The organism is Bordetella genomosp. 8, from assembly GCF_002119685.1.
Lineage (GTDB): Bacteria > Pseudomonadota > Gammaproteobacteria > Burkholderiales > Burkholderiaceae_B > Bordetella_C.
Genome location: NZ_CP021108.1, coordinates 1,162,844 through 1,187,380 on the forward strand (window position 1 = coordinate 1,162,844; position 24,537 = coordinate 1,187,380).

At 65.3% G+C, this 24,537-nt stretch carries 14 protein-coding genes; 5 read left to right on the top strand and 9 right to left on the bottom strand.

Going from position 1 to position 24,537, the window contains the following annotated elements:
* Positions 1-21: 21 nt before the first annotated feature.
* The 7 genes from CAL12_RS05320 to CAL12_RS05350 all read right to left on the bottom strand — a co-directional run bounded on the left by CAL12_RS05320 (position 22) and on the right by CAL12_RS05350 (position 17,767).
* Positions 22-3,609: a hypothetical protein gene (locus CAL12_RS05320; RefSeq protein ID WP_086063536.1), complete on the bottom strand. Its 3,588-nt coding sequence runs from the start codon at positions 3,607-3,609 to the stop codon at positions 22-24.
* A gap of 107 nt (positions 3,610-3,716) precedes the next feature.
* Complete coding sequence (locus CAL12_RS05325; RefSeq protein WP_086063537.1) at positions 3,717-7,730, bottom strand: hypothetical protein; 4,014 nt, start codon at positions 7,728-7,730, stop codon at positions 3,717-3,719.
* A 110-nt stretch (positions 7,731-7,840) separates the two neighbouring features.
* Positions 7,841-9,379, bottom strand: coding sequence for a hypothetical protein (locus CAL12_RS05330; RefSeq protein WP_086063538.1), 1,539 nt, complete (start codon positions 9,377-9,379; stop codon positions 7,841-7,843).
* Between the two features lie 122 nt (positions 9,380-9,501).
* Positions 9,502-13,689, bottom strand: a complete 4,188-nt coding sequence (locus CAL12_RS05335) for an autotransporter outer membrane beta-barrel domain-containing protein (protein WP_086063539.1) — start codon at positions 13,687-13,689, stop codon at positions 9,502-9,504.
* Between the two features lie 463 nt (positions 13,690-14,152).
* Positions 14,153-15,346, bottom strand: a complete 1,194-nt coding sequence (locus tag CAL12_RS05340; protein WP_086063540.1) for an acyl-CoA dehydrogenase — start codon at positions 15,344-15,346, stop codon at positions 14,153-14,155.
* 22 nt (positions 15,347-15,368) lie between these two features.
* The gene (locus tag CAL12_RS05345) at positions 15,369-17,057 is read right to left on the bottom strand and encodes a thiamine pyrophosphate-binding protein (protein ID WP_086063541.1); all 1,689 of its coding nucleotides are present in this window, start codon (positions 17,055-17,057) and stop codon (positions 15,369-15,371) included.
* 188 nt (positions 17,058-17,245) lie between these two features.
* Positions 17,246-17,767: a DUF2846 domain-containing protein gene (locus CAL12_RS05350; protein WP_086063542.1), complete on the bottom strand. Its 522-nt coding sequence runs from the start codon at positions 17,765-17,767 to the stop codon at positions 17,246-17,248.
* A gap of 240 nt (positions 17,768-18,007) precedes the next feature.
* Here CAL12_RS05350 and CAL12_RS05355 point away from each other — a divergent pair, with 240 nt between their 5' ends.
* The 5 genes from CAL12_RS05355 to CAL12_RS05375 all read left to right on the top strand — a co-directional run bounded on the left by CAL12_RS05355 (position 18,008) and on the right by CAL12_RS05375 (position 22,433).
* Positions 18,008-18,901, top strand: a complete 894-nt coding sequence (locus CAL12_RS05355) for a LysR substrate-binding domain-containing protein (protein ID WP_086063543.1) — start codon at positions 18,008-18,010, stop codon at positions 18,899-18,901.
* 243 nt (positions 18,902-19,144) lie between these two features.
* Positions 19,145-20,074 (top strand): amino acid ABC transporter substrate-binding protein, encoded by a 930-nt coding sequence (locus tag CAL12_RS05360; RefSeq protein WP_086063544.1) that lies wholly within the window; start codon positions 19,145-19,147, stop codon positions 20,072-20,074.
* Positions 20,075-20,199: 125 nt separating this feature from the next.
* Complete coding sequence (locus tag CAL12_RS05365) at positions 20,200-20,958, top strand: amino acid ABC transporter permease (protein ID WP_086063545.1); 759 nt, start codon at positions 20,200-20,202, stop codon at positions 20,956-20,958.
* A 10-nt stretch (positions 20,959-20,968) separates the two neighbouring features.
* On the top strand, positions 20,969-21,661 hold the full coding sequence (locus tag CAL12_RS05370; protein ID WP_086063546.1) for an amino acid ABC transporter permease: 693 nt from the start codon (positions 20,969-20,971) through the stop codon (positions 21,659-21,661).
* 34 nt (positions 21,662-21,695) lie between these two features.
* Positions 21,696-22,433 (top strand): amino acid ABC transporter ATP-binding protein, encoded by a 738-nt coding sequence (locus CAL12_RS05375; RefSeq protein WP_086063547.1) that lies wholly within the window; start codon positions 21,696-21,698, stop codon positions 22,431-22,433.
* Positions 22,434-22,531: 98 nt separating this feature from the next.
* On the opposite strand, the gene purU is transcribed toward CAL12_RS05375, so the two are convergent.
* Complete coding sequence (gene purU, locus CAL12_RS05380; RefSeq protein WP_086063548.1) at positions 22,532-23,386, bottom strand: formyltetrahydrofolate deformylase; 855 nt, start codon at positions 23,384-23,386, stop codon at positions 22,532-22,534.
* A 33-nt stretch (positions 23,387-23,419) separates the two neighbouring features.
* Complete coding sequence (locus CAL12_RS05385; RefSeq protein WP_086063549.1) at positions 23,420-24,535, bottom strand: NAD(P)/FAD-dependent oxidoreductase; 1,116 nt, start codon at positions 24,533-24,535, stop codon at positions 23,420-23,422.
* Positions 24,536-24,537: the final 2 nt, after the last annotated feature.

Here is a 24,537-nt window from a genome sequence, read left to right on the forward strand (position 1 = left end):
CGAGCGCCGTTGCGACGAGGATCACGACAGCGATGACGAAGGGGGGACGATCGTCGCGGTGTCGATGGCGATCGTGGCGCTTGCCTGCGACCAGTACGCCGTTTCACCACGCTGGACCGCGAAGTTCATCCGCAGCGTGCCCGGGGCGCCGTAGCCGGCCAGCAAGGCCTGCGGGATCGGGCCGAGCAACTGGGCCTGTCCGGTCGTCAAGTCATCGCCCGCCTGCAGCGTGTGCCGCAGCGTGGCGACGTTCCGCGCGGGTTGCGCGATGCTCGGACAACCCTCGGTATCGGGCAAGGGATACGTGCCGCTCAGATAGAAGTACACGGTGATCCGGTCGCCAGCCTGATACTTCCAGCCGGACTGTGTCGATCCGGGCTGTATCCTGACTGCCAGGCCGTTGACGATGTCGGCCGCCGTGACGCCTTGCAGGCTGGGCACCAGCGCAGGCATCGGCAGGGTCGGCGAAATCCCGCCGGTCCAGGGATCGGTCTGGGCCTGGCCCCGCGCGTCGAAAACCAGGGTCCCTCGCTGGGTCACGGCGATGCCGGTGCCGACGAAATAGGCGATCGTGTTGCCGGTGGGTTGCAGCATCGCATAGGCGATGTCGATGCTGTTGGGGGCCTGGGCATCGGCGACCTTGCCGGTATAGGCGACGCGGTAATTCAATATGATCGCCAGGGGCGCGTCCGGATCGAGCTGTTGGCCATTGCCATTGGCCGGCAGGCTGACGGTGAACGACGGCTCGGGCCAGGTCGATTCGTCCGGCATGGTCAGCAGCGGCGGCGTCGTGGACAAGTCCAGGTTTTCGATGGCCAGCGGGTACCGGCCGTCGGCATACTTGCCGCCCAGCGTGGACAGCCACAGATCGGTGTCGCACAGCGGCTGCTGCGCGTCGACCGGGTAATAGGCCTGCAGGTTGAAGAAGGTCGGAAAGCGGGCGCCGACCAGGACCTCGACCGAGCGATCCCGGGTCGTGACCGTATAAGCGCCGCTCACGGCCTGGATCTGGGTACCATCGCTGGTGTAGAGCTGGACGCCGTTGAGCTGGGCGGGGACGGTCTGCAACCTGATCTGGCCGTCACCTTCGTCGTTGTCCAGGGTCATCCCCGCCGTCAGCACCTGGCATGGGACGGATGGAAGAACGTTGCCGGATCCGGGATTGGTCGCCCAGGGCCGGGAGACCATGATGCCGGTCAATGGCGACGCATAAACGAAGCTGATCCGCGTGGTGGCGAAGTCGGTCTGGCCGGTGAGGGGATTAAAGCAGCTGGCGACCAGGGTGGCGTCGGGCAGGTCCCGCGTGCCTTCGTAGCTGATCGTGTTGACGGCCACGCCGTCGTCGCCGGTATAGGTGGGATTGGGAAAACCGAAGCTCAGCGCATAGGGCGGGTCGGCGTCGTCTTCGACATAGGGATAGACGGCCCAGGTGATGGGCGCGTTGACCATGGGCGTGGTCAGGTCGGCCTGCGTGTACTTGACGTTGATCGGGCAGGCGTAGCCGTTGCTGATGGGCTGGGGGCCATCCACCGTGATCCGCATGACCTTGGACACCGGCTCGACGTCGTTCGCCGTCAGGATCAATGACAACGTGGTGGAATCGGGCTGGCTGGACTGCGGGTTGGTGGTGCTGACGCGCACGATGGCCTGGACCCGATCGCCCTGGAACGTGCCGGGTCCAAGGAGCTGGTTGGTGGCCACGCCGTTGTCGTCGGTCCACGTGGATGCCTCCTGGAGCCGCGCCCCGCTGCCGTCCACGGTCGACCAGTCTATCTGGCGCTTGCCGGCCACGGGCTGGCCGTCGTCGTACAGATAGCTGACTTGCAGCACATGCCAGGTCAGGCCGTAGAGCGTGTCGCCTTCCAGGGAAACCAGGTCCAGCCAGGCGGCGGCATCGGACGGCGGCGTGGACGCGGCGGCGACCTGTACATCCAGGCTGCCGGCGACGGTTTCCTGCGTGGTGTCGTCATAGGAACTGGCGACGATGGTCAGGCCGGTGACCTGGTTCGGACCATAGGCCGTCATCGTGGTCGATGCGATGCCCTGGCTGTTCGTCTGAGACAGGTTGGGCGAGAACGCGGCGGTGTTCGGCGGCGTCGCGGCCCACTGGATGTCGGCTCCGGATACCGGCTTGCCGCCCACCGTGTAGGTGGCCGACACCGTGGACGGCGCATACATCACGGGCGCCGGCGTGATCGTCCCGACGACGATCTGGCCACCGGTGTCCGCCTGCGCGAGGAACGTGTAGGTGGAGCCGGCAGTGTCGTATTCGCCCCAGAGCGGGTTATAGATCCCGGCCTGGATGGCGATGCGGGTATCCGCCGTCAGCCCCACCGCGCGCAGGTCGACGGACGACGTGCCGCTGGTGTTCAGGGTGCCAGGATAGGGTGGCTTGAATTCGATGCTCCCGGCGGGGTCGGCCGACCACCGCACGGCATGTCCCGTCGCCCAGCCGCCGCTCGCGTAATTGAAGGTGAAGGTGTGCCAATCGCCGGAAGACAGCGGCTGGCTTGCATTGGGCTGGATGTACCGGTCGACGGAAGGCGTGCTGTATCCGAAGGTCAAGGTGAAATAACCCTGTTCCGGGACGCCAGGCGGATACATCGACTCCGCGAGCACCGCAGCGTTGTACAGGGTGTCCACGTCCTTGCCGGTCGCCCAGTTCACGGAGCTCCCGTTCTGCATCTGGGTGGACGGATAGGCGAGCGTGGCCCGCTTGTCCAGGGATTTCCAGGTGATGTTCGTGCCGTCCGGAATCGGCTTTTTCGAGTTGAGCGTCAGGGCCACCTGGGCGCCGGGACGGACGATTCCGGAGTTGCCGGAAAGGTTCGGCCAGACGGCTGCGGCATAGGGGCGCGGGTCCACCCCCAGCGGCCCGATCTGGATCGAGTCGGCCGGCGGGTTCAGTTCGTTGGTGGACGATATCCGCAGCCCGATGCCGATGGGCCGGCTATATCCGCTTTGCGTGAGTATGTAGAGCGTGCATTCCCCGTTCTGGTCCGTATAGGACCATGCGATCAGCGACGAGTAGTCGCCGGGCGGATTCAGGGGCATCGAGGAATACGAAATCGGATAGAAGGTGCCAAACGTGCCGCTGATGTTTTCCCACATGAGCTTTTTGTGGGCCACGGGCGTGCCGTCCGGATTGCGGTAGACGACCTTCACCGCCCACCAATACCCTTGCGTCCGCCCGGTCGCCGGCGTGGCGCCAAGGTAGCCGCGACCGCCCATGGTCGTGGAAAAGGTGATGGGCGCCTGGGTCTCATCGCCCGGGTTGGTCTGAGCCTGCAGATGAAGATTGCCGGTCGCGTCCTGCGCCGTGTATGGCGGGTTGTAGGCCAGGGGGGGAATCACCTGGATCTTGATGGCGGCCCACCCATACGCGTCGGTCACCGGTTTGGGATCGCCGGGGTCGATATAGACGGAACCATCGCCGGTGGGTATCAGCGTCTGCCCCGCCAACGGTTGGCCCGCGCCGTCCAGGTATTGCGCCCACGCATATTGCGGCACACCCCAGGCCAGCTTCACGCCGCTGCCCGGATACGGGATGGTCAGCGAGTTCCCCGCGCTAGAGCGGGCTTCACCAGGCTGCAGCAAGTCGGTCTTCATCTGGAATCCTCGATAGCCCAGGCCATATGAGCGGAGAATCGCTACGCGCACGCATTGCGGCGACCGGGCCAGGCGGGCGGCCTTCGGGCCGCGCCGCGCTGGCGGGTTCACAGGGATGGATCGATCGTGGCGGTGTCCATGGCGATCGTGTTGCCTGCCTTCGACCAGTATGTAGTGCTGCCACGCTGGACCGAGAAGTTCAGCTGCAGCGTGCCCGACCCGCCATAGCCGGCCAGCAGCGCCTGCGGCAAGGGGCCAAGCACCTGCGGCTGTCCCGTCGTCAGTGCGTCGCCTGCCTGTATCGTGTATCGCAGTGTGGCGACGTTGCGCGCGGGCTGGGTGATGCTCGGGCAATAGTTCGACGCCACGTCGGGCAAGGGGTACTTGCCGGACAGGTAGAAGTACACGGTGATCTGGTCGCCTGCCTGGTACTTCCAGCCGGACTGTGTCGATGACGGCAGTATCCTGACGTTCAGTCCGTTGATGATGTCCACCGCCGTGACGCGTTGCAGCGGGGGGACCAGGGCCGGCATCGACAGGGTCGGCGAAATGCTGCCGGTCCAGGGATAGGTCTGGGCCTGGCCCTGCGCATCGAAGGTCAGGTTGCCGCGCTGGGTCACGGCGACGCTGGTGCCGACAAAATAGGCGATCGTATTGCCGGTGGGCTGCAGCATCGCATACGCGATGTCGATGCTGTTCGGCGCCAGGATATCGGCGACCTTGCCGGTATAGGCAACGCGGTAATTCAACAGGATCGCCAGGGGCGCGTCCGGATCGAGTTGTTGCCCGCTGGCCGGCAGACTGACGGTGAACGACGGGTCGGGCCAGGTCGATTTGTCCGGCATGGTCAGCAGCGGCGGCGTCGCGGACATATCCAGGTTCTCGATGGTCAGCGGGAACCGGGCGTCCGAATACTTGCCGCCCAGCGTCGACAGCCACAGGTCGGTGTCGCACAGCGGCTGCGGCGCATTGACCGGGTAATAGGCCTGCAGGGTGAAGAAGGTCGGAAAGCGGGCGCCGACCAGGACCTCGACGGCACCGTTCTGGCTCATGACCGTATAGGCGCCATCCACGGGCTGGACCTGGACGCCGTTGGTGGTATAGACCTGGACGCCGTTGAGCTGGGCGGGCTCCGTCACCATCTTGACCTGGGCATCGCCTTCGCCGCTGGCCAGGTTCATCCTGGCCGTCACCACCTGGCAGGGAATGGATGGAATGACATTGCCCGAAGCGGGGTTCGTCGCCCAAGGCCGGGAAATCATGATGCCGGTCAACGGCGACACGTAATCGAAGCTGAGGCGGGTCGTGGCGAAATCGGTCTGGCCGGTGACCGGATTGAAGCAACTGGCGACCAGGATGGCGTTCGGCAGGTCCTGGGTGCCGTTGTAGCTGATCGTGTTGTGGGCCACGCCGTCGTCGCCGGTATAGGTGGGGTTGACTTCGCCGAAGCTCAGTTCGTAGGGCGGATCGCCGCTGTCCTCCACATAGGGATATACGGCCCAGGTGACGGGGGCGTTGACCATGGGCGTGATCAGGTCGGCCTGGGTGTACTTGACGCTGATCGGGCAGGCATAGCCGCTGTTGATGGGCTGGGTGCCGTCGACCGTGATCGTCATGGCCTTGGACACCGGTTCGACGTCGTTCGCCGTCAGGATCAGCGACACCGTGGCGCTGTCCGGCTGGCTGGTCTGCGGGTTGGCGGTGCTGACGCGCACGATGGCCTGGACCAGATCGCCGTGGAAGGTGCCGGGGCCGTGGATCATGTTGGTGGCTACGCCGTTCTCGTCTGTCCAGGTGGACGTTTCCTGGAGTTCCGCGCCGCTGCCGTTCACGGTGGACCAGTCGATCTGGCGCTTGCCGGTCACGGGGCGGCCGTCGTCGTACAGATAGCTGACCTGCAGCACATGCCAGGTCAGGCCGTAGAGCGTGTCGCCTTCAAGGGAAACCAGGTCCAGCCAGGCGGCGGAATCGGCCGGCGGCGTGGACGCGGCGGCGACTTGTACATCCAGGCTGCCGGCGACGGTTTCCTGCGTGGTGTCGTCATAGGAACTGGCGACGATGGTCAGGCCGGTGGCTTGGTTGGGACCATAGGCCGTCATCGTGGTCGATGCGATGCCCTGGCTGTTCGTCTGAGACAGGTTGGGCGAGAACGCGGCGGTGTTCGGCGGCGTCGCGGCCCACTGGATGTCGGCGCCGGATACCGGCTTGCCGCCGATGGTGTAGGTGGCCGACACCGTGGAAGGCGCATACATCACCGGCGCCGGCGTCATGGGATTGACGACGATCCGGGCATTGTTCGCGACCTGGGCGGCGAAGGTATAGACATGGCTGGCCTTGTCATACTTGCCCGACTGCCTGTTGTAGATCTCGGCGCTGATGGCGATGCGCGTGTCCGTGGAGATATTCACGGCCCGCACATCGACCGTGTTGGTCTTGCTGGCGTTGATGGACCCGGGATAAGGCGGATTGAACTCGATGCTGCTCGCCGGATCGGCGTACCATCGAACGGCCTCGCCTACCTGGAGGCTGTCCGGGTTCATGCATGTCAGCGTGAGCGTGTGCCACTCGCCCGAAGATAAGGGCGCCGTCGTGGGTGCCGGCGACAGGTTCAGCAAACGCGTATATGTCGGTATGCCATTGCCGAACAGCAGGGTGAAATCGGCGGTCGCCGCATTGCCTTGCGGCGATGCCGTCGCTGAGATCGTCGCGCCGTACAGCGGATCCACGTTCTTTCCGGTCACCCAATTCGCCGACTTGCCACCTTGCACCTGGGTGGTGGCGTAGGAAAGGGTTGCCCGCGAATCCAGGGACCTCCAGATAACGTTCTGTCCATCGGGGAGTCTCGATTCCGAGAATTCCACGTAGACCTGCTTGCCAGGCGACTTGATCGACAGATCGCCCGTAACGATCGGCCAGATCGCTGGGGGGTATGGCCGACGCATGACCGTTATGGGCCCGACCGCGACGGAGTCCAATGATGGACTCAACTCATTCAGCGATGTAATGACCAGGGTGACCTGGATGTCCTTGCCATAGCCGCTATCGGTCAGGACGTAGAGTGTCGATTCTCCGTTCTGGTCCGTGAACGAAAAGGCCTCCTGCGACTGCCAGGTCGCGGGAGGATTTCCAGCCCCCGGACGGGAAAAGGACATCGGGTAGAACGTCCCGAAAGTGCCGGTCATGTTGTGCCATGTCAGGCTTCTATGGGCGGCGGGTGTCCCGTCCGCAAGCCGGTAGGTGACCTGGATCGCCCACCAATAGCCTTGCGTGATGCCGGTCGCCGGCGTCGCGGTGAGATATCCACGTCCGCCGACCGTCGTCGAGAACGTGACGGGGCCCTGCGTCCGGTCGCCCGGGTTGGCCTGAGCCTGCAGGTAGAGATTGCCGGTCGCGTCCTGCGCGGTGAACGGCGGATTGTCTCCCAGCGACGGTGTGACCTGGATCTTGATGACGGCCCAGCCTTCGTCGTCCGTGACCGGTTTCGGATCTCCCGGATCGATGTACACGGCGCCATCGCCGGTGGGTATCAGCGTCTGACCCTTGAGCGGCTGGCCGCCGTCATCGAGATATTGCGCCCACGCGTATTGCGGCACGCCCCAGGCCAGTTTGACGCCAGCCGCGGGGTAATAAAGCTGCAGGGTGTTCGCCGCGGCCTTGCCGGCGGGAAGCGAGCCGGCCGCTGCCTGCATGGCCTTGGCGGACCGCTTTGCCGGCGCTGGCGGCGTCGCCCCGCGCCCGTCCTTGATGGGATGGAAAAGTACGCCGCCCGCGCCCGCGCCGTCGGGAACAACCAGGAACGATCCGATGGGTTGCGGGCGTCCGTCGGCGGCCTGCACCGAGACCGTGGCCCGGCCCAGGTCGGAAGGCGCGGAAAATACCACCGTGTTGCGCGCGACGCCGGTCTTGTCCGTCCTGGTCGTCGCCTGCTCGAAACGGTGTCCGTGGCCATCCATCGTCCACGTGACCGCCATGTTCGGAATGGCGACGTCCCTGACATCCCGAACGAGTACGGCCATGGGAAAGGCCAGGCCCTGGCCCGGAACGGCGTGTTCGCCGGGCTGCAGCAATTCGATTTTCATCTGGAATTCCTTGACGAGCGCATGGGCGGGCGGAAATCTCATGCATTCCGCATCGATTTCCGCATGCCGATTGGAATGCCGGCGCCGATCGGGCCGCGGTCTCCCGCGGCGGCTGCCCGTTCAGGCGTCACAAGGGTTGGATGCCCGCGGAATTACCAGTTTCCGGTGGAGATGAAATACCAGCTGTTGGTCGACGAGTAGACGCTGTACCACGTGTTGGGGCCCTGCTTGATGATGTACTCGAATCCGACCTTCTTCTTGTCGCCGCCATCGAACGGATTTCTCCCCCAATTGCTGGCAGCGCCTTTCGATAGCTCCACGTAGGGGTCGGAAAATCTGATCTCGCCGCCTACTTCGCTGATCGTGGGGACTTTGTCGTATAGGGCGGGGTTGAGACCGCTGTCGTAGACCATGGGCGGCCTGTCGTTCCCCTCCTGGTCATAGCCGTTCATATAGCATCTGAATACGATCGACAACGTGCCGGTGCCGAAGCCGGTCAACAGGCTGGCGTTGAAATCCTGGAGCTCCAGCCGCAGCCCGTTGTAGTACTTGAGCGTGCTGATGCCTATGGTCCGGTCCAGGCCCGGGTCTGGAACGACGCGCGGCGCTGGCGCGACGCGCGGGCCGACCTGCGGGTCGGGCAGATTGACGCGCGTGCCGTCCACGCCGCAGAACCAGGGGCTGCTGCATTTGGTGTTGGCGTCCGAAATCCGGACGTAGGTGAAGAAGTTCGAATTGGGCGCGGGGTTCTGGTTCAGGATGGAATAGTCGAGCGGCAGGACGCCGTCGTTGCCCTGGTCGTAGGGATAGACCGCGGTGTTGTTCATCACCACGTACCGCACGAAATTCTGCGTTCCCTGCCCGGTTTCGTTGTTAACGGACACGTCCAGGTTGAACGTCTGGCCGTATTCCGGAATCTGGATATTGTTGTTGATGTCCACCACCGCCGACGGGGGGCTCCACAATCCGTCTTCGTCGGCGTCGTCAATGCCGTTGGCGAGATAGCCGTCGGCCCGCTTGGCTTCCTCGATGCCGGTCATGGTGACGTCGAACGTGGCGTGTTGGTTGAGCGTGCCTGCCAGCGTGGTGACGCGCAGGGCGGCGACGCCGTTCCCATCCGTCTTGACGAAGTAGCCGTTGGCATGTTGCAGCGTGCCGGCGTCCACGGGGGGGGTGGTATTGGTCCAGAACTTGAGGTCCCGGGTGACGTGCGGTACGAATCTGACCATCGCGCCTGCCAGCGGGCTCGGTGTGGCGCCGCCCATGGTGCGCGCTTCCATGGATACGAGCCAATACTTGCCGTCCGTATTCTCGTCCGCCGGCGTCAGGACGAAGTTGCCGTTGGTGATGGCTTTCGTCCCGGAGTCCGTGCTGTACTCCTTGCAGGTCACCTTCTGCGGGAACGGCGTACCGGGGGCGCCGGTGGTGTCGTAGGGGGTGACCGTGATGTCCACCGTCTCCCCGTCGGCCGTGCCCACCGGCACGCCGACGCCGGAAACCGTCGCATAATAATCGCCGGCCAGTCCCTGTTCGATATTGATCCTGCCCGTGGGAAAGCCGGTAAGCGTGACGGTGCCGGTCTGCGCGAACTCCACGCTTCCCGGACCGTCTGTGGCCACGCCCAACAGTAGTCTGGTGGCCGTGAGCGGAATGACGTCGCCCGATAGCCAGGTTGTGACGGAGATAGCCATGATTACTCCCTTCGCTGTCGCAAGTTGACTCCAGGCTGGTGATAGCGCAGGAGCGTAAAAAAAATCGACGATCAAGAATCAGGCAATGCGTCCCGTCACGTGCTGGTGAGCGGGCTCGGGTTCTACCAGGTGATGCGCACCCCCACGTTGCCCCGCCACGCGTTCTGGCTGGGGCCGGCGATACCGGTCAGATAGGAAACCGAGGTCCATATGCCGACGTTCTTCGCCACCTTCGCCGACAGCCCGCCGACGACCTCGAATGCGGTCGTGTCCTGCCCGCCGGACGACAAGGTCGTGCCGGAAAAGTCGGTCCGGTCCTTGGGATTGAATTCCTGCCAGATATTCGTGGTCAGGGACGGCGTGACGACGGTCCGGCCGACCTGGAACGTGCTGGTCAGCCTGGCGCCCGCGCGCGCGGCGAAGGCGCTGGTGGCGTTGAAGCCAACCGACGAAAAATCGTCCTTCGTGCTGTCCAGGTCGACGTACTGCCAGATCAGCTGCGCCTGCGGTTCGAGCGTGATGTTGTGCGCGAGCCGGATGGGATAGCCGGCTTCGAGCGACGCCGTGGCGCCGTATCCCTGTATGGGCGCGCCGACGTCGCGATTCGACCGCAGCTTGCCGTCGTAGCGGGTCCCCATCAGAACGCCGTCCAGGTACCAGCCCGATGCGCCCACGCGCGTCCAGTTGGCGCCGATCGAGTAGCTGTCGAGGTTGATGTTGCCGGAGTCGTAGTTCTGCTGGCCCAGCGCGAAGCCGTGGACTTCGGTGTCGGTGTGGCCGTAGGTGAAGAAGGTGCCTATCCGGTCTTCCGAATCGCCGGGGGCCTGGGGCGCACGCCGATAGACATCCGTGCCCGCCTGCAGGCCGTTGATGTTCGAATTGGTCCGTGCATTCAACTCGCCGCCGTAGCCGCGCCGCTGCGACACGCCTATCCAGCGGCCCCAGGCGCCCTTCTTGCCGAGGCTGCCATTGTCGCCATTGCCGCCATCGGACAGGGCGTCGCCGCCCGTCGTCGAGGACGCGCCCATCAGCGATGCGTCGCCGACACGGTCGTGATATGTGCCTATCATGGCCAGACTCAGCTCGCGGGCCACGCCGGCGGCCGCGCCGAACACCGGCGCTTCCGGGCGATAGAGCGGATTCGAGCCCGTCGGCGTATCGGTCGAAGGTGGCGTGACCGAAGACAGGTACCAGCCGTTGCCATCGTCTCCCGTGGCGCCGAATTCGGAACCGCGATAGAGCTGGTACTCGTAAGGGCCGGCCGCCACCGGCGCGGAAAGGGAAAACGCATTGCTCGTGGTGGTGCCGCCATTGGCCACCGACACGATCGGAATCCCCAGGCCCGTGGTGCGCGCGCCGCCGCCGCCCTGGTTGACGACATTGACGCTGGTGCTGCCGCTCGCTTCGCCGCCGCTGACGACCAGGTGGCCGGCCGGCGAGGCACTGTCTCCCAGCACGCTGTTCACCTGGAAGACGCCGCCATGGCCCGTGTAGTTGCCGGCGACGGTCAGCGTTCCCGGCGATCCGCCGTTGCCGGGCGCGATGATGCCGTAGTTGTCGACGTTGCCGCTGATGGTGCCGGTGCCGCCCAGCGTGGCGCCGGGCGCCACCGTCGTCGGCGACGCGATGGAGCCGTTCACCGCCAATGTGCCGGCTTTTACGAGCGTGTCGCCCGTATAGGTGTTCGCGGCGGTCAGCACCGTGGTGCCCGGTCCGGCCTGCGTCAGCGCGCCAGTTCCCTGGATGACGCCGTCGAACGTCAGGTTATCCGACCGATTGAAGGACAGCGTGCCGTTGTTGGTGACGCCGCCGGCGATCGAGCCGCTGGTGCCGCCTTCGCCGAGCTGCAGCGTGCCTCCGCGTATCACCGTGCCACCCTGGTAGGTGTTGTTGCCGCTCAGGATGAGCGTGCCGGTGTCGGTCTTCACGAGACCGCCCGCGCCGGTCAGCTCCGACGCGATGGTGGCGGTCACGTTGCCGGGGCCGCCCGCGCCGGTGCGGATGATGGTCTCCGGCCGATTCAGTGTGATGGCGCCGCCTTCGACGCGATAGCCGTCGACCGCGAACTGCATGCCGGCCACGGCGACCTGGCCGTTGCCTTCAACCGTCACGGTGCCGGGCTGCCCCATGAACACCGCGAAGTGGTCGTTGGTCCAGCGGCCGTTCAGTGCGCCATCGGCTTCGGTCCAGTTGGCGTTCGACACATTCCAGACGCCGTCGCCGCCGTTGACGACGTTGTTGTTGTGGTCCTGGGGGTTGCCGCCGTCCCAGAAGTCCAGGTCGACCCCCGTCGTGTTCACGAGATTCACCTGGCCGGGCGCGGTCTGCACGGTGATCGACGCGGCGTCGATTCCGGCGGGCAAGGCGCCCACGTCGATGCCGTTGTTCGTCAGGCTGCCGCTGTAGTCGAACAGGCGATAGAGGCCCGGGCTGAAACCGCCGAGATCGGTGACATTGACCTGGCCATCGAGCGTGAGATTGCCCGCGACATTGAACAAGCCATTGGTTTCCGGAGCGCCCAGCGAGACGTTCACATTGGACCCGCTGGCCAGGGTCAGGTTGCCGGCGAAGTTCAACACTTGGCCCTGCCTGCCCAGCAAGGCGCCGCCGCTCGCGACGGTGGCCTCGCCGGCGACCGTGCCGGTGCCTCCGAGGGTGCCGCCGGACGCGACATTCATCGTGCCGCCCAACGTCCCGTTGACCAGCAGGGTGCCGGCGTTCACGCGGGTGCCGCCGCCGAACGCACTGTTGTTGCCGGTCTGGGTCAGGGTGCCGGAGCCGAGCTTGCTCAGCGTGCCCGTGCCGGACAGGGGAGCCGACAGGGACATGGCGAAGCGCTGCGTATCGATGCTGCCGCCGCCGGCGCCCACCGTGATGGGACTGGACAAGGCAAGATTGCTCACGCCCGCCTGGACGGTGCCGCCGTTGAAGGACAGACTGTCCAGGCCCGTCGGTTGCGCGGTCACGGTCCATCGTCCCGCGTCCTGCATGGACACGTCTACGCCTGCGCCGGCCAGCGTCGTGCCTGTCCACACGGCATTGCCGCCCACGGTCTGCGACGCGCTCGACGCGGCGCCGACGTTCAGGTCGCCCGCCCATGTGGAGTTGCCGTCCAGGGTCATCGCCAGATGATTCGGATTGGTCGTCGCGGGGGCCTGCACGAACACCTGTCCGGTCAGGGTCGAATCCGTCGCGTGCAGGGCCACGTTGGCGCCCGCGCCGGCGTTCGTCGTCCCGGAAGACACGTTGATCATGGTGCCCGACCTGCCGTTGAAGGCGGTCAGGCTCGAGTTGTTGGTCAGGTTGACCTGCGAACCTGTCGTCCCGTTGTACTGCACCACCGGGCCCGCCGTGGAACTGGTCTGGAAGTGCGAATTGTCGAGATTGACGGTGCCGGCCAGGGCCTGGTTGGTGGCGTCCTGCATCATGATGCCGGCGGGGAGATTCCCGGACGCGACGCCGCCGATCGTGAAGCTGCTGTTGGTGATGTTGATCGTGCCCGCGCCCACGGCGCGGGCGCCCCACGCATTCACATTGTTGCCGCTCGTGCTGGCGGTGATGCCTGTCGCATCCACGATGGTGGGCGTGGTGTCGACCTGGTTGGCCGCCTGCAGGATGGACAGCGAGGAATTGGTCCCGGTCAACGTAAGGGTGCCGCCGCCGTTCAGGCTGACGTGGCCGCCGTTGAGGGCGAAGGCGAAATTCGGCGAATTGTTCAGCCCCGTTGCGGTGAGGGGACCGTTGACGGTGATGGTCGAACCCGCGCCCTGCGCGACCAGCGCGTTCGAGAGATAGACGCCCTGGAATGTGGTCGGGCCATTGAGCGTGATGGATCCGCCATTCCTGGCATTGACGAATAGCGCGTTGCTGCCCTGGCGGTCCTGGGTCAGGGTGAGCGGACCGGTGACCGTGATGGTGCCGTTGTCCGAGAGCAGGGCGGTCGTACCGGCGATGGCGCCACCGTTACCCAGCCGCACGGTGCCGCCGGTCGTCGCGCTGACGCCTATCGTCGTACTGAACGCGTTGACCGGGGCGACATTGATCTGCGTGGGCGGATTGGAAAACAGGACCGAGCCGGCGCCGGTCGCGGAAAAGCAGTTTTGCACCGTGCAGTTGGGCGCGGTGATCTGCACCTGGCTGCCACCCGATGCGGTCTGCTGGGCCGAGGCTGTTGCCGACACGAGGGTGCCCGCGCATATCGACCCCAGCAGCAAGGCATAGCGCGCCAGCGGAAAATCGACCGGCGCGCACCGGCCCTTGGGCCGGACATGATTTCCCCCATCGATGGGAACGCATGGTGATCGCTGCATAGACTTATCCTTCGTCCGTGTGGGAAAGCAGGCTTCGTCCTTTCCGGCGGTGGGAAGTTCTTGCGCCAGAGAGGGGGCGATTCAACGTTTCCGACCACGTTTTGCCGTTCAGAACGGCAAAGGCGGGTCGCGTCATAAGCTGCTGGATAACGGTGCGAGGGATCCGCGAGGTCTGCGTCTCGAAGCGCGCGCGCAAAGGCGCGGCTGCTGATGTCTCCCGCCATGGCCGAGGCGCTGGTCACGGGTCGGGGAGGGGGCGGGGAGACCGTTCATGTGCGCATTCCTGATCGTTTGCGTTGTCTCGACGCTTGCGCGGCTTGGACTTAATTCTTTAGGAATTCGACTGAGACGAAGGAGCAACTTCGTGTGACAAATTTCGCAGCGAAAAGGGGGCGAGGGTGTGTGACCCTCGCCCCCTTGCGTGGCCCCGGTCGCGTAACCGGGCCGCGTCATGCCTATGCGTTCAGCAGAACGCCTGGATGCCAGTCTGCGCCCGGCCCAGTATCAAGGCATGCACGTCATGCGTGCCTTCGTAGGTGTTCACGACCTCCAGATTGACGAGGTGGCGCGCGACGCCGAACTCGTCGGAGATGCCGTTGCCGCCCATCATGTCGCGCGCCAGGCGGGCGATATCCAGGGCCTTGCCGCAGGAATTGCGTTTCATGATGGACGTAATCTCCACCGCCGCGGTGCCTTCGTCCTTCATGCGGCCCAGGCGCAGGCAGCCTTGCAGGCCCAGCGTAATCTCGGTCTGCATGTCGGCCAGCTTCTTCTGGATAAGCTGGTTCGCGGCCAGCGGGCGGCCGAATTGCTTGCGGTCCAGGGTGTACTGGCGCGCCGTGTGCCAGCAGAACTCGGCCGCGCCCAGCGCGCCCCAGGCGATGCCGTAGCGCGCCGAATTCAGGCAGGTGAAGGGGCCCTTCAGGCCGCTGACCTTGGGCAGCATCTGCGAGGCCGGGATCTCGACTTCGTCCATGACGATTTCGCCCGTGATGGACGCGCGCAGGCCGACCTTGCCGTGGATGGCCGGCGCCGACAGGCCTTTCATGCCCTTGTCCAGGATGAAGCCGCGGATCTTGCCGTCGTCGTCGCCGCCGACGACCTTGGCCCACACGACGAAGACGTCGGCGATGGGCGAGTTGCTGATCCACATCTTGCTGCCGGACACCTTGTAGCCGTCGCTGGTCTTGACCGCGCGGGTCTCCATGCTGCCGGGATCGGAGCCGTGATTGGGTTCGGTCAGGCCGAAGCAGCCTATCCATTCGCCGCTGGCCAGCTTGGGCAGGTATTTTTGCTTTTGTTCGTCGCTGCCGAATTCGTTGATCGGCACCATGACCAGCGAGGACTGCACGCTCATCATGGAGCGATAGCCCGAATCCACGCGTTCCACTTCGCGCGCGATCAGGCCGTAGCAGACGTAGTTCAGGCCGGCGCCGCCGTATTCGGTCGGGATGGTCGGTCCGAGCAGGCCCAGTTCGCCCATTTCGCGGAAGATCGCCGGGTCGGTGTGCTCGTGGCGGAAGGCCTCCAGCACGCGCGGCATCAGCTTGTCCTGCGCATACGCGGCGGCGGCTTCGCGCACCATGCGTTCGTCGTCGGTGAGCTGGCTATCGAGCAGCAGCGGGTCTTGCCAGTGGAAGGAAGCGTTGGATGACATGAGATCTCCTGGTATGGCGGATTCAGTTTTTGGTTTTCAATGCCGCGTCGCGGATTTTTTCCAGCGTGGTCGTCGGTGTGATGACTTCCGGATCGATCAGGCAGTGCAGGATGGCGGGCTTGCCGCTATCCAATGCGCGCCGTAGCGCGGGCGCGAACTGTTCGGTGGATTCGACGCGTTCGCCGTAGCCGCCGAAAGCCTGCGCGTAGGCGGCAAAGTCCGGATTGCGCAAGGCCGTCGCGGATACGCGGCCGGGGTAATGGCGTTCCTGGTGCATGCGGATCGTGCCGTACATGCCGTTGTCGATGATCAGCACCAGGATAGGCAGGTCGTACTGCACCGCCGTCGCGAATTCCTGGCCGTGCATCATGAAGCAGCCGTCGCCGGCCAGGCATACGACCGTGCGATCGCGATACACGCGCTTCGCGCCGACGGCGGCCGGCAGGCCGTAACCCATGGAACCGGAGGTCGGCGCCAGCTGCGTGCCGTAGCGCTGGAAGCGATGGAAGCGATGCAGCCAGGTGGCGTAGTTGCCGGCGCCATTGGTCATGATGGCGTCGGGCGGCAGTGTTTCGCGCAGCGTCTGCATCACCGCGCCCATCTGCAGGTCGCCCGATGTCTTGATGGCGGTCGGATCGCTCCAGGCCAGGTAGGCCTGGTGGGCGGCTTGCACGTCTTTCGGCCAGCCGGTGACGTCGTTTGCGGGTTGCAGCCGGGCCAGCGCTTGCGTGAGGGCGATGGGCGACGCATTGATCGCCAGCGTCGCACGATAGACGCGATTCAGCTCGCCGGCGTCGGGGTGGATGTGCACGAGCTTCTGTTTCGGCACGGGGATGTCGAACAGCGTGTACGACTGGCTGGGCATTTCCGACATGCGGCCGCCCACCAGCAGGACCAGGTCGGCATCTTGCACGCGCTTGAGCAGGGCGGGATTCAGGCCTATGCCGACGTCGCCGGCGTAGCAGGGATGGTCGGCGGGGAACAGCATCTGCCGGCGGAAGGACACCGCCACCGGCAATTGGAAGCGCGTGGCGAAATCGGCGAAGCGGGCGACCGCGTCGGCATCCCAGCGTGCGCCGCCCAGGATGGCGATGGGCGCGCGCGCGGAATTCAGCAAGGCTTGCAGTTCATCCAGTTGCGCCGGCGACGGTGCGCTGTCGATCACCTCGTAGTGCGGCGCATCCGCGACTTCCGCGGTTTCCACCAGCATGTCTTCCGGCAACGCGATCACGACCGGACCCGGGCGGCCGGAGGTGGCAACGTGAAAGGCGCGCGAGACCAGTTCGGGTATCCGTTCAACCTGGTCGATCTCGGTCACCCACTTGGCCTGGGTGCCGAACACCGCGCGATAGTCCATTTCCTGGAAGGCTTCGCGTTCGCGCATGCCGCGTTCGATCTGGCCGACGAAAAGAATCAGCGGCGTCGAGTCCTGCATGGCGATGTGGATGCCCGCCAGCGCGTTGGAAGCGCCGGGGCCGCGGGTGACCATGCAGATGCCGGGTTCGCCGGTCAGCTTGCCATGGGCATCGGCCATCATCGCCGCGCCGCCTTCCTGACGGCACACGGTGACGTCGATCTTGGCGTCATGCAGGCCGTCCAGCACGGCCAGGTAGCTTTCGCCGGGCACGCAGAACACGTGCGTGACGCCGTGCGCGGCGAGTTGGTCGACCAGGATGTGCCCGCCCAGGCGGGGTGGCTGCGGTGTCTGCATGGAGTTATTTCACGGAGTACAGGCTAGGGTACCCGTGAGAATAATGTTCCAAACGCGCACAAGGCAATTGATAAAAACGCACAATCACGTGCGGTGCGGGCACAGGCGCGCCAGCCTGGTCGCGGCGCGCGGGCCGGCGCTTCGCGGTCCGCTGCCTGCCGTGTCGGCAGGATGGCGACAAGTCCCGGTCAGTTTGCCGCCGCGCCGGTGCGGGCGATGCCTTCCTCGTTCCGCGTGCGCGACGACGCGCCCCAGAACTGCATGGCCTTCAGTTCAGCTTGGGCATCCGTGGGTGACGCGGCCAGCTCCGGGCGCAGATACTTGGCGCCGGCGTCGCCCGCGTTCGACGAGAAGAGCCCGTCCGGGACGAAGCGGATGTATTGGGTCTGGCCGGCGGCCAGGTCGAAAGTCAGGGACTTGCCGCGCTGCGCCAGGACGGTGTAGCTGCCGGCGGGGCGGTTCAGATAGAAGAACCCACCTGGCTTGGCGCGGCCGACCAGGCGGTTATTGATGCGCACGCGGGGTTGCACGTTCGCGCCCAGGCTGACGCTGGTGGTCGGCGTGTACAGGACGATCCGCCCTTCGCCGGGCGCCATGGGGACCATGGCGTCGGCGACGTCGGCGTACCTGTGCGATGCACAGCCGGCCAACAGGAACGCGGCGGCGGCGAGGAGGGCGGAACGGCGGCAGAATTGGAGCAGGTCTTTCATGGAGTCTCTTCTCATCGATGAATAGTGACGACTATGTGCAGCGCAAGTAATTGAATATTTCAGTATAAGGCGAAATGTGGCGTTTGCGCCCGCCCTGCCGGTGAGTGCGTGGAGCGGTTGTGTGGGTTGCCGAAGGAGGCAGCGACGGTGGTCGCACCTCTTTGCCGTGGGCGCACATCGCCATTGATAAAATTGCACAATCCAATCACCGCGGTTTCGACCGCCGCCGCCCCACGACCCATGAGAAAAGGCATCCCCAACCTGAGCGCCCTGCAGGCCTTCGAAGCCACGGCCAGGCTGGGCACCTTTTCCCGCGCGGCCGAAGAACTTTCGTTGACGCACAGTGCGGTCTACCGACAGGTGGCCAGTCTCGAGGACCGCCTGGGCGTGCAGCTGTTCACCCGCGTCCGGCGGCGCATCGCCTTGACCGACCATGGCGCCGAGTACGCCGGCCGCATCCGCCATCACCTGGACCAGATCGAGAAGGACACCTTCGGCCTGGTCAGCCGCACCGGCATGGGCCGCAGCCTGCACATCGCCGTCGTGCCGACCCTGGCGACCACCTGGCTGATTCCGCGCCTGGCCGACTTCAACCGGCTGCATCCGGACATCACGGTCAGCCTGTCGGTGCGCACCTTGCCGTTCCAGTTCAAGGACCAGCCCTTCGACGGTGCGCTGTACCACGGCGACCATGTCTGGCCCGGCACGCGCGGGGTGCTGCTGTTTCGCGAGCGCGAACTGGTGCCGGTATGCGCGCCGGCCATGGCCCAGGCCAGCCGCGAACAGGGCGGCGGGCCGCTGGCGGGCATGCCGCACCTGCATTTGAATTCCCGGCCGGACGCCTGGCGGCTGTGGTATTCGGAAAACCACGTCCTGTTCGGGCCACAGGCGGCCGGCGGCCCACGCTATGAATTGTTTTCCATGGTCCTCGCGGCGGCCGAGGCCGGGCTGGGCGTGGGCCTGGTGCCCCGCTTCCTGGCCCAGGAATCGCTGGACGCGGGGCAGGTCGTCCTGCCCACCCCCGGCGTATTGCCGGTGCCGCACGGCTATTATTTCAGCTACCCCGACCGCGGCCATCGCGCCGACGCGCCACGTATATTTCAGGGCTGGCTGCAGGCGATGGTCGGCGGATGACCGGCCGCGCCGTCTGGTGCTCTAACGGGGCGAACGTCAGCACGAAGCTTGCTTCCAAGCGCGGCGGCGCGCTTTTGTCTATATTTACGCGCCGTTGAATCAAAGATCACGCCGGGTATTTGCCCTTTATCAAAGGGGTAATACCGATTGTTTCCGAGACGTTTTCTGAAACAATACCTGGCTAGTCTCGGACCCCATTACCCGTGTGGTTCGAGTGTTTCTCCTGACCATGGGAATTTCTTCATGAAAAAAACGCTGCTCTTCGCTGCTCTCGCTGCCGCCACCACGCTGACGTCCCTGTCCGCCCACGCCGGACGCATGGATGACATCAAGTCTTCTGGCACCATCAAGCTGGGCTATCGCGACGCTTCGCTGCCGTTTTCCTATCTGGACGATAACCAGAAGCCCATCGGCTATTCCATGGATATCTGCTACGGCATCGTCAAGGCCGTGGAAAAAAGCGTCGGCAAGCCGCTGAAGGTGAACCTGGTCGCCGTGACCTCGTCCACCCGTATCCCGCTGGTGTCCAACGGCACCGTCGACCTCGAATGCGGCTCGACCACGAACAACCTGGAGCGCCAGAAGCAGGTCAGCTTCGCGCCCACGACCTTCGTGACGGCCAACCGTTTCGTCGCCAAGAAGTCGGCCGGCTACAAGACGCTGGAAGACCTGAAGGGCAAGACCGTGATTTCCACCGCCGGCACCAGCAACATCAAGTGGGTGACGGAAGCCAACGGCGGCCAGGCCACCTACCTGGACGGCAAGAAAGTCCCGGCGCTGGGCATGAACATCATTCCCGCCAAGGATCACGCCGAAGCCTTCCTGACGGTCGAAAGCGGACGCGCCGCCGCCTTCTTCATGGATGACGTGCTGCTGGCCGGCCTGGTCGCCACCTCGCGCAATCCCAAGGAATGGATGATCAGCGAGCAGGCCTACTCGGTCGAGCCGTATGCCATGATCGAACCCAAGGACGATCCGGCCTTCAAGAAGGTGGTGGACGAAGCCGTCGTCGCCATGATCAAGGACGGCACCGTCGAAAAGCTGTACAAGAAGTGGTTCGAATCGCCCATCCCGCCGAAGAACGTCAACCTGAACCTGCCGATGAGCCCGGCGCTGAAGAAGGTCCTGGCCAATCCCACGGACTCGGGCGATCCCTCGGTCTACAAGCAGTAATCGACGTCCAGTCTCGATGAACGGCGTGGACGGGCCAGGCCCGTCCCGCGCCCACCGCGGCGCGGCCACGCCGATTCCCTGCGCCGGCGCATGATCGCCGGCGCGGTTTTTCCGCAGGATCTCACATGCATTACAACTGGAACTGGTCCATCTTTTTCCAGATGGCGCCCGATGGGTCCGGTACCTATCTGGATGCGCTGCTGCGCGGGCTGGGGTGGACGGTCTCGACAGCGCTGCTGGCCTGGATCATGGCTTTTTTCCTGGGTTCCGTGATCGGGGTGATGCGCACCACCGACAGCAAGCTCGCCCAACGCATCGGCACCTGCTATGTGGAAATCTTCCGCAACGTGCCGCTGCTGGTGCAGATGTTCATATGGTATTTCGTGGTGCCGGAGCTGGTGCCGGCATCCCTGGGCGACGCCATCAAGCAGATGCCGCCCCCGTGGGGCATGTTCTGGCCCGCCGTGCTGTGCCTGGGTTTCTTCACGTCGTCCCGCGTCGCCGAGCAGGTGCGTTCCGGCATCGGTTCGCTGCCGCGCGGCCAGCGCATGGCGGGCACCGCCATGGGCCTGCGGCCGGCGCAGGTCTATCGCTATGTGCTGTTGCCCATGGCCTATCGCATCATCCTGCCGCCGATGACGTCCGAGTTCCTGAACCTGATCAAGAACACGTCCATCGCCTTCACCATCGGCCTGCTGGAGCTGACGGGCGCGGCGCGCTCGATGCAGGAATTCAGCTTCCAGGTGTTCGAGGCCTTCGCCGGCGCGACGCTGCTGTATTTCGCGCTGAACATCGTGGTGCAGCTCGGCGCTCGGGTGCTGGAACGTCGCGTCTCCGTGCCGGGCTTCGTCGGCTCGAAGTCCAGCGGCACCGGCGGACATTGAGGGGAAGGCCATGAACAACGGATTCGATTTCGACGTCATCATACGTTCGCTGCCCTACCTGTTCCGCGACGGCATGGTGTTCACGCTGAAGCTGACGATCCTGTCGGCGATCGGCGGTCTGGTCCTGGGTACGCTGCTGGCGATGATGCGGTTGTCCAGCAACCGCGTCTTCAACTGGATAGGCACGGTCTACGTGAACGGCCTGCGTGCGCTGCCGCTTCTGCTGGTGATCTTCTGGTTCTACTTCCTGGTGCCCTATATCGGCGCCTGGCTGACGGGATCGGACCGGCCGCTGGCCGTGGGCGGCTTCACGTCCGCGCTGGTCACCTTCACGCTGTTCGAGGCGGCCTACTACTGCGAGATCATGCGGGCCGGCATCCAGTCCATACCGCGCGGCCAGATCGCGGCGGGGCAGGCGCTGGGGCTGCGTTATTTCCAGATCATGGGCCACGTCATTCTGCCGCAGGCCTTCCGCAACATGATGCCGGTGCTGCTGACGCAGACCATCGTCCTGTTCCAGGACACGTCGCTGGTCTATGTGCTGTCCCTGACGGACTTCATGGGGGCCGCGGCCAAGATCGCGCAGCGCGACGGGCGCCTGGTGGAAATGTATTTGTTCGCGGCGGTCGTGTATTTCATCATCTGCTTCACGCTCTCGCGGCTGGTCAAGCGGATGCAGACTCGCATGGCAATCGTGCGCTGACGCGCGCCGCCACTTAGGGATTTATTGAATGGCAATGATAGAAATCAAGAACGTCAGCAAGTGGTACGGCGACTTCCAGGTGCTGACGGATTGCACGACGTCGGTCGAGAAAGGCGAGGTCGTGGTGGTGTGCGGACCTTCCGGTTCCGGCAAGTCCACGCTGATCAAGACAGTCAACGGCCTGGAGCCGTTCCAGAAGGGCGAGATCACGGTCGACGGGACGTCGGTGGGTTCGCCCAAGACCGACCTGCCCAAGCTGCGTTCGCGCGTCGGCATGGTGTTCCAGCACTTCGAACTGTTCCCGCATCTGTCGGTGACGCAGAACCTGGCGCTGGCGCAGGTCAAGGTGCTGGGCCGCGGCAAGGATGAAGCGATCGCGCGTGGCCTGAAGCTGCTGGACCGCGTGGGCCTGAGCGCGCACAAGGACAAGTTCCCCGGCCAGCTGTCGGGCGGCCAGCAGCAGCGCGTGGCCATCGCCCGCGCGCTGTCGATGGATCCCATCGCCATGCTGTTCGACGAACCGACGTCGGCGCTGGATCCCGAGATGGTCAACGAAGTGCTGGACGTCATGGTGGACCTGGCGCGTGAAGGCATGACCATGATGGTGGTGACCCACGAAATGGGTTTCGCCCGCAAGGTCGCCAACCGCGTGGTGTTCATGGACGTCGGCGGACTGATCGTCGAGGATTGCGGCAAGGATGAGTTCTTCGGCAACCTGGAAGCGCGCTCCCCGCGCGCGCAGCAGTTCCTGTCGAAGATCCTGTCGCATTGAGGCGCTCGCGCCACGCTGCCGCGCCACGATGCCGCGCAAGCGGCAGTACGCGCGCGGCCAGCGGTGCGCGGCCAGCGGCGCGCGGCTGGCGGCCCGCGCTAGCGGAACACGACCGTGCGGTTGCCGTTCAGCAGGATGCGGTGCTCCACATGGCTGCGCACCGCGCGCGCCAGCACCAGCGATTCCACGTCGCTGCCCACCTGGGTCAGGTCCTGCGCCGACATGGTGTGGTCGACGCGTTCGATGTCCTGCTCGATGATGGGACCTTCATCCAGGTCCGGCGTGACGTAGTGCGCGGTCGCGCCGATGATCTTCACGCCGCGCTGGTGCGCCTGGTGATAGGGCCGCGCGCCCTTGAAGCTGGGCAGGAAGCTGTGATGGATATTGATGGCCCGGCCCGCCAGCGCCCGGCACAGGTCCGCCGACAGGATCTGCATGTAGCGCGCCAGCACCACCAGGTCCACCTGCAGCGTATCGACCAGCTCCAGGATCCGCGCTTCCTGCGCGGCCTTGGTGTCCGTCGTCACCGGTAGATGATGGAAGGGAATGTCGTAGGACGCCGCCAGGCCCGCGTAGTCGGGATGATTGGACACGATGGCCGCCACCTCGGCGTGCAGGTGGCCGCTACGGACCCGGAACAGCAGGTCGTTCAGGCAATGCCCCTGCTTGCTCACCATGATCAGCAGGCGGGCCTTGCGGCGCGCGTCGTGGATCTGCCAGTCCATCGCGTGTTCGCGCGCCAGCGGGGCGAAGCGTTCCCGCAGGTCTTCCGGCGCGGTCGCGGCCGGCAGGTCGAAGTGCACGCGCAGGAAAAAGCGCCCGGTTTCGTCATCGCCAAACTGCTGCGAATCCAGGATGTTGCAGCCCAGCTCGAACAGCAGGCCGCTGACGCGGTACACGATGCCGGTGCGGTCGGGGCAGGATAGCGTCAGGATGTAGTCGTTGTGCTGCATGATGGGTGCGTTGCGTGAGGGTATTCAGAGTATTCAGGCCCGGTCCCGCAGCGCGGCCAGCGTGCGCTCCGCGATCGCCAGGCTGGCGGTCAATCCGGGCGATTCGATGCCGAACAGGTTCACCAGGCCAGGCACGCCGTGCTGCGCCGGTCCCACGATGGCGAAGTCGGCCGCAGGTTCCTGCGGACCGGAAATCTTGGGACGGATACCGGTATAACCCGGCGCCAGCGCGCCATCCGGCAAGCCGGGCCAGTAGCTGCGCACCGCATCGTAGAACACATCCGCGCGGCGCGGGTCCAGCGTGTAGTCTTCCCGCGCTATCCATTCGGTGTCGGGGCCGAACTTGGCCTGGCCGCCCATGTCCAGCGTCAGGTGCACGCCCAGTCCGGCATGTTGGGGCACCGGATAGATCAGCCGCGAAAAGGGCGCGCGTCCCGCCAGGGTGAAATAGCTGCCCTTGCAAAGGTAGGCGGTCGGGACGCTGTCGGCGGGGACGCCGGCGATCGTGCGTGCCAGCGCGGGCGCATGCAGGCCCGCCGCGTTGATCAGCGTCGAGCAGGACAGCGCCATGGCGTCGTCGCCGCCGAAGCGCAGGTCGAAACCGCCTTGCGCCCGTACGCCACCGGACAGCAGGGGCGTATGGAATACGCACTGGGCGCCGGTGTTTTCCGCATCGCCCTGATAGGCCAGCATCAACGCATGGCTGTCGACGATGCCGGTCGACGGCGACAGTAGCGCCGCCGTGCAGCTGAGCGCGGGCTCCATGCGCATCGCCTGGTCGCCTGTCAGGCGTTGCAGATCCTCGACGCCGTTGGCCGCCGCGCGCCGCGCGATGTCGTCCAGCATGGCGGCTTGCGCCGCGTCCGTCGCGACGATCAGCTTGCCCAGCCGCCGGTGCGGAATCCCGCGCTCGGCGCAGTAGGCGTACAGCAGGTGCTTGCCGCGCACGCAGAGCTCGGCCTTCAGGCTGCCGGCCGGATAGTAGATGCCCGCGTGGATGACTTCCGAATTGCGCGAGCTGGTGCCCGTGCCTATGCCTTCGGCGGCCTCGGCCACCAGGACTTCCCGTCCCGCCATCGCGAGCGCGCGGGCGATGGCCAGGCCCACGACGCCCGCGCCGATCACGACGCAATCGATATCGGTGCCCATGC

Coding starts and splice junctions, on each gene's coding strand:
- CAL12_RS05325 (WP_086063537.1), bottom strand. CDS start 7,730: ATGAGATTTCCGCCCGCCCATGCGCTCGTCAAGGAATTCCAGATGAAA.
- CAL12_RS05335 (WP_086063539.1), bottom strand. CDS start 13,689: ATGCAGCGATCACCATGCGTTCCCATCGATGGGGGAAATCATGTCCGG.
- CAL12_RS05330 (WP_086063538.1), bottom strand. CDS start 9,379: ATGGCTATCTCCGTCACAACCTGGCTATCGGGCGACGTCATTCCGCTC.
- CAL12_RS05350 (WP_086063542.1), bottom strand. CDS start 17,767: ATGAAAGACCTGCTCCAATTCTGCCGCCGTTCCGCCCTCCTCGCCGCC.
- CAL12_RS05385 (WP_086063549.1), bottom strand. CDS start 24,535: ATGGGCACCGATATCGATTGCGTCGTGATCGGCGCGGGCGTCGTGGGC.
- CAL12_RS05340 (WP_086063540.1), bottom strand. CDS start 15,346: ATGTCATCCAACGCTTCCTTCCACTGGCAAGACCCGCTGCTGCTCGAT.
- CAL12_RS05320 (WP_086063536.1), bottom strand. CDS start 3,609: ATGAAGACCGACTTGCTGCAGCCTGGTGAAGCCCGCTCTAGCGCGGGG.
- CAL12_RS05360 (WP_086063544.1), top strand. CDS start 19,145: ATGAAAAAAACGCTGCTCTTCGCTGCTCTCGCTGCCGCCACCACGCTG.
- purU (WP_086063548.1), bottom strand. CDS start 23,386: ATGCAGCACAACGACTACATCCTGACGCTATCCTGCCCCGACCGCACC.
- CAL12_RS05370 (WP_086063546.1), top strand. CDS start 20,969: ATGAACAACGGATTCGATTTCGACGTCATCATACGTTCGCTGCCCTAC.
- CAL12_RS05355 (WP_086063543.1), top strand. CDS start 18,008: ATGAGAAAAGGCATCCCCAACCTGAGCGCCCTGCAGGCCTTCGAAGCC.
- CAL12_RS05345 (WP_086063541.1), bottom strand. CDS start 17,057: ATGCAGACACCGCAGCCACCCCGCCTGGGCGGGCACATCCTGGTCGAC.
- CAL12_RS05365 (WP_086063545.1), top strand. CDS start 20,200: ATGCATTACAACTGGAACTGGTCCATCTTTTTCCAGATGGCGCCCGAT.
- CAL12_RS05375 (WP_086063547.1), top strand. CDS start 21,696: ATGATAGAAATCAAGAACGTCAGCAAGTGGTACGGCGACTTCCAGGTG.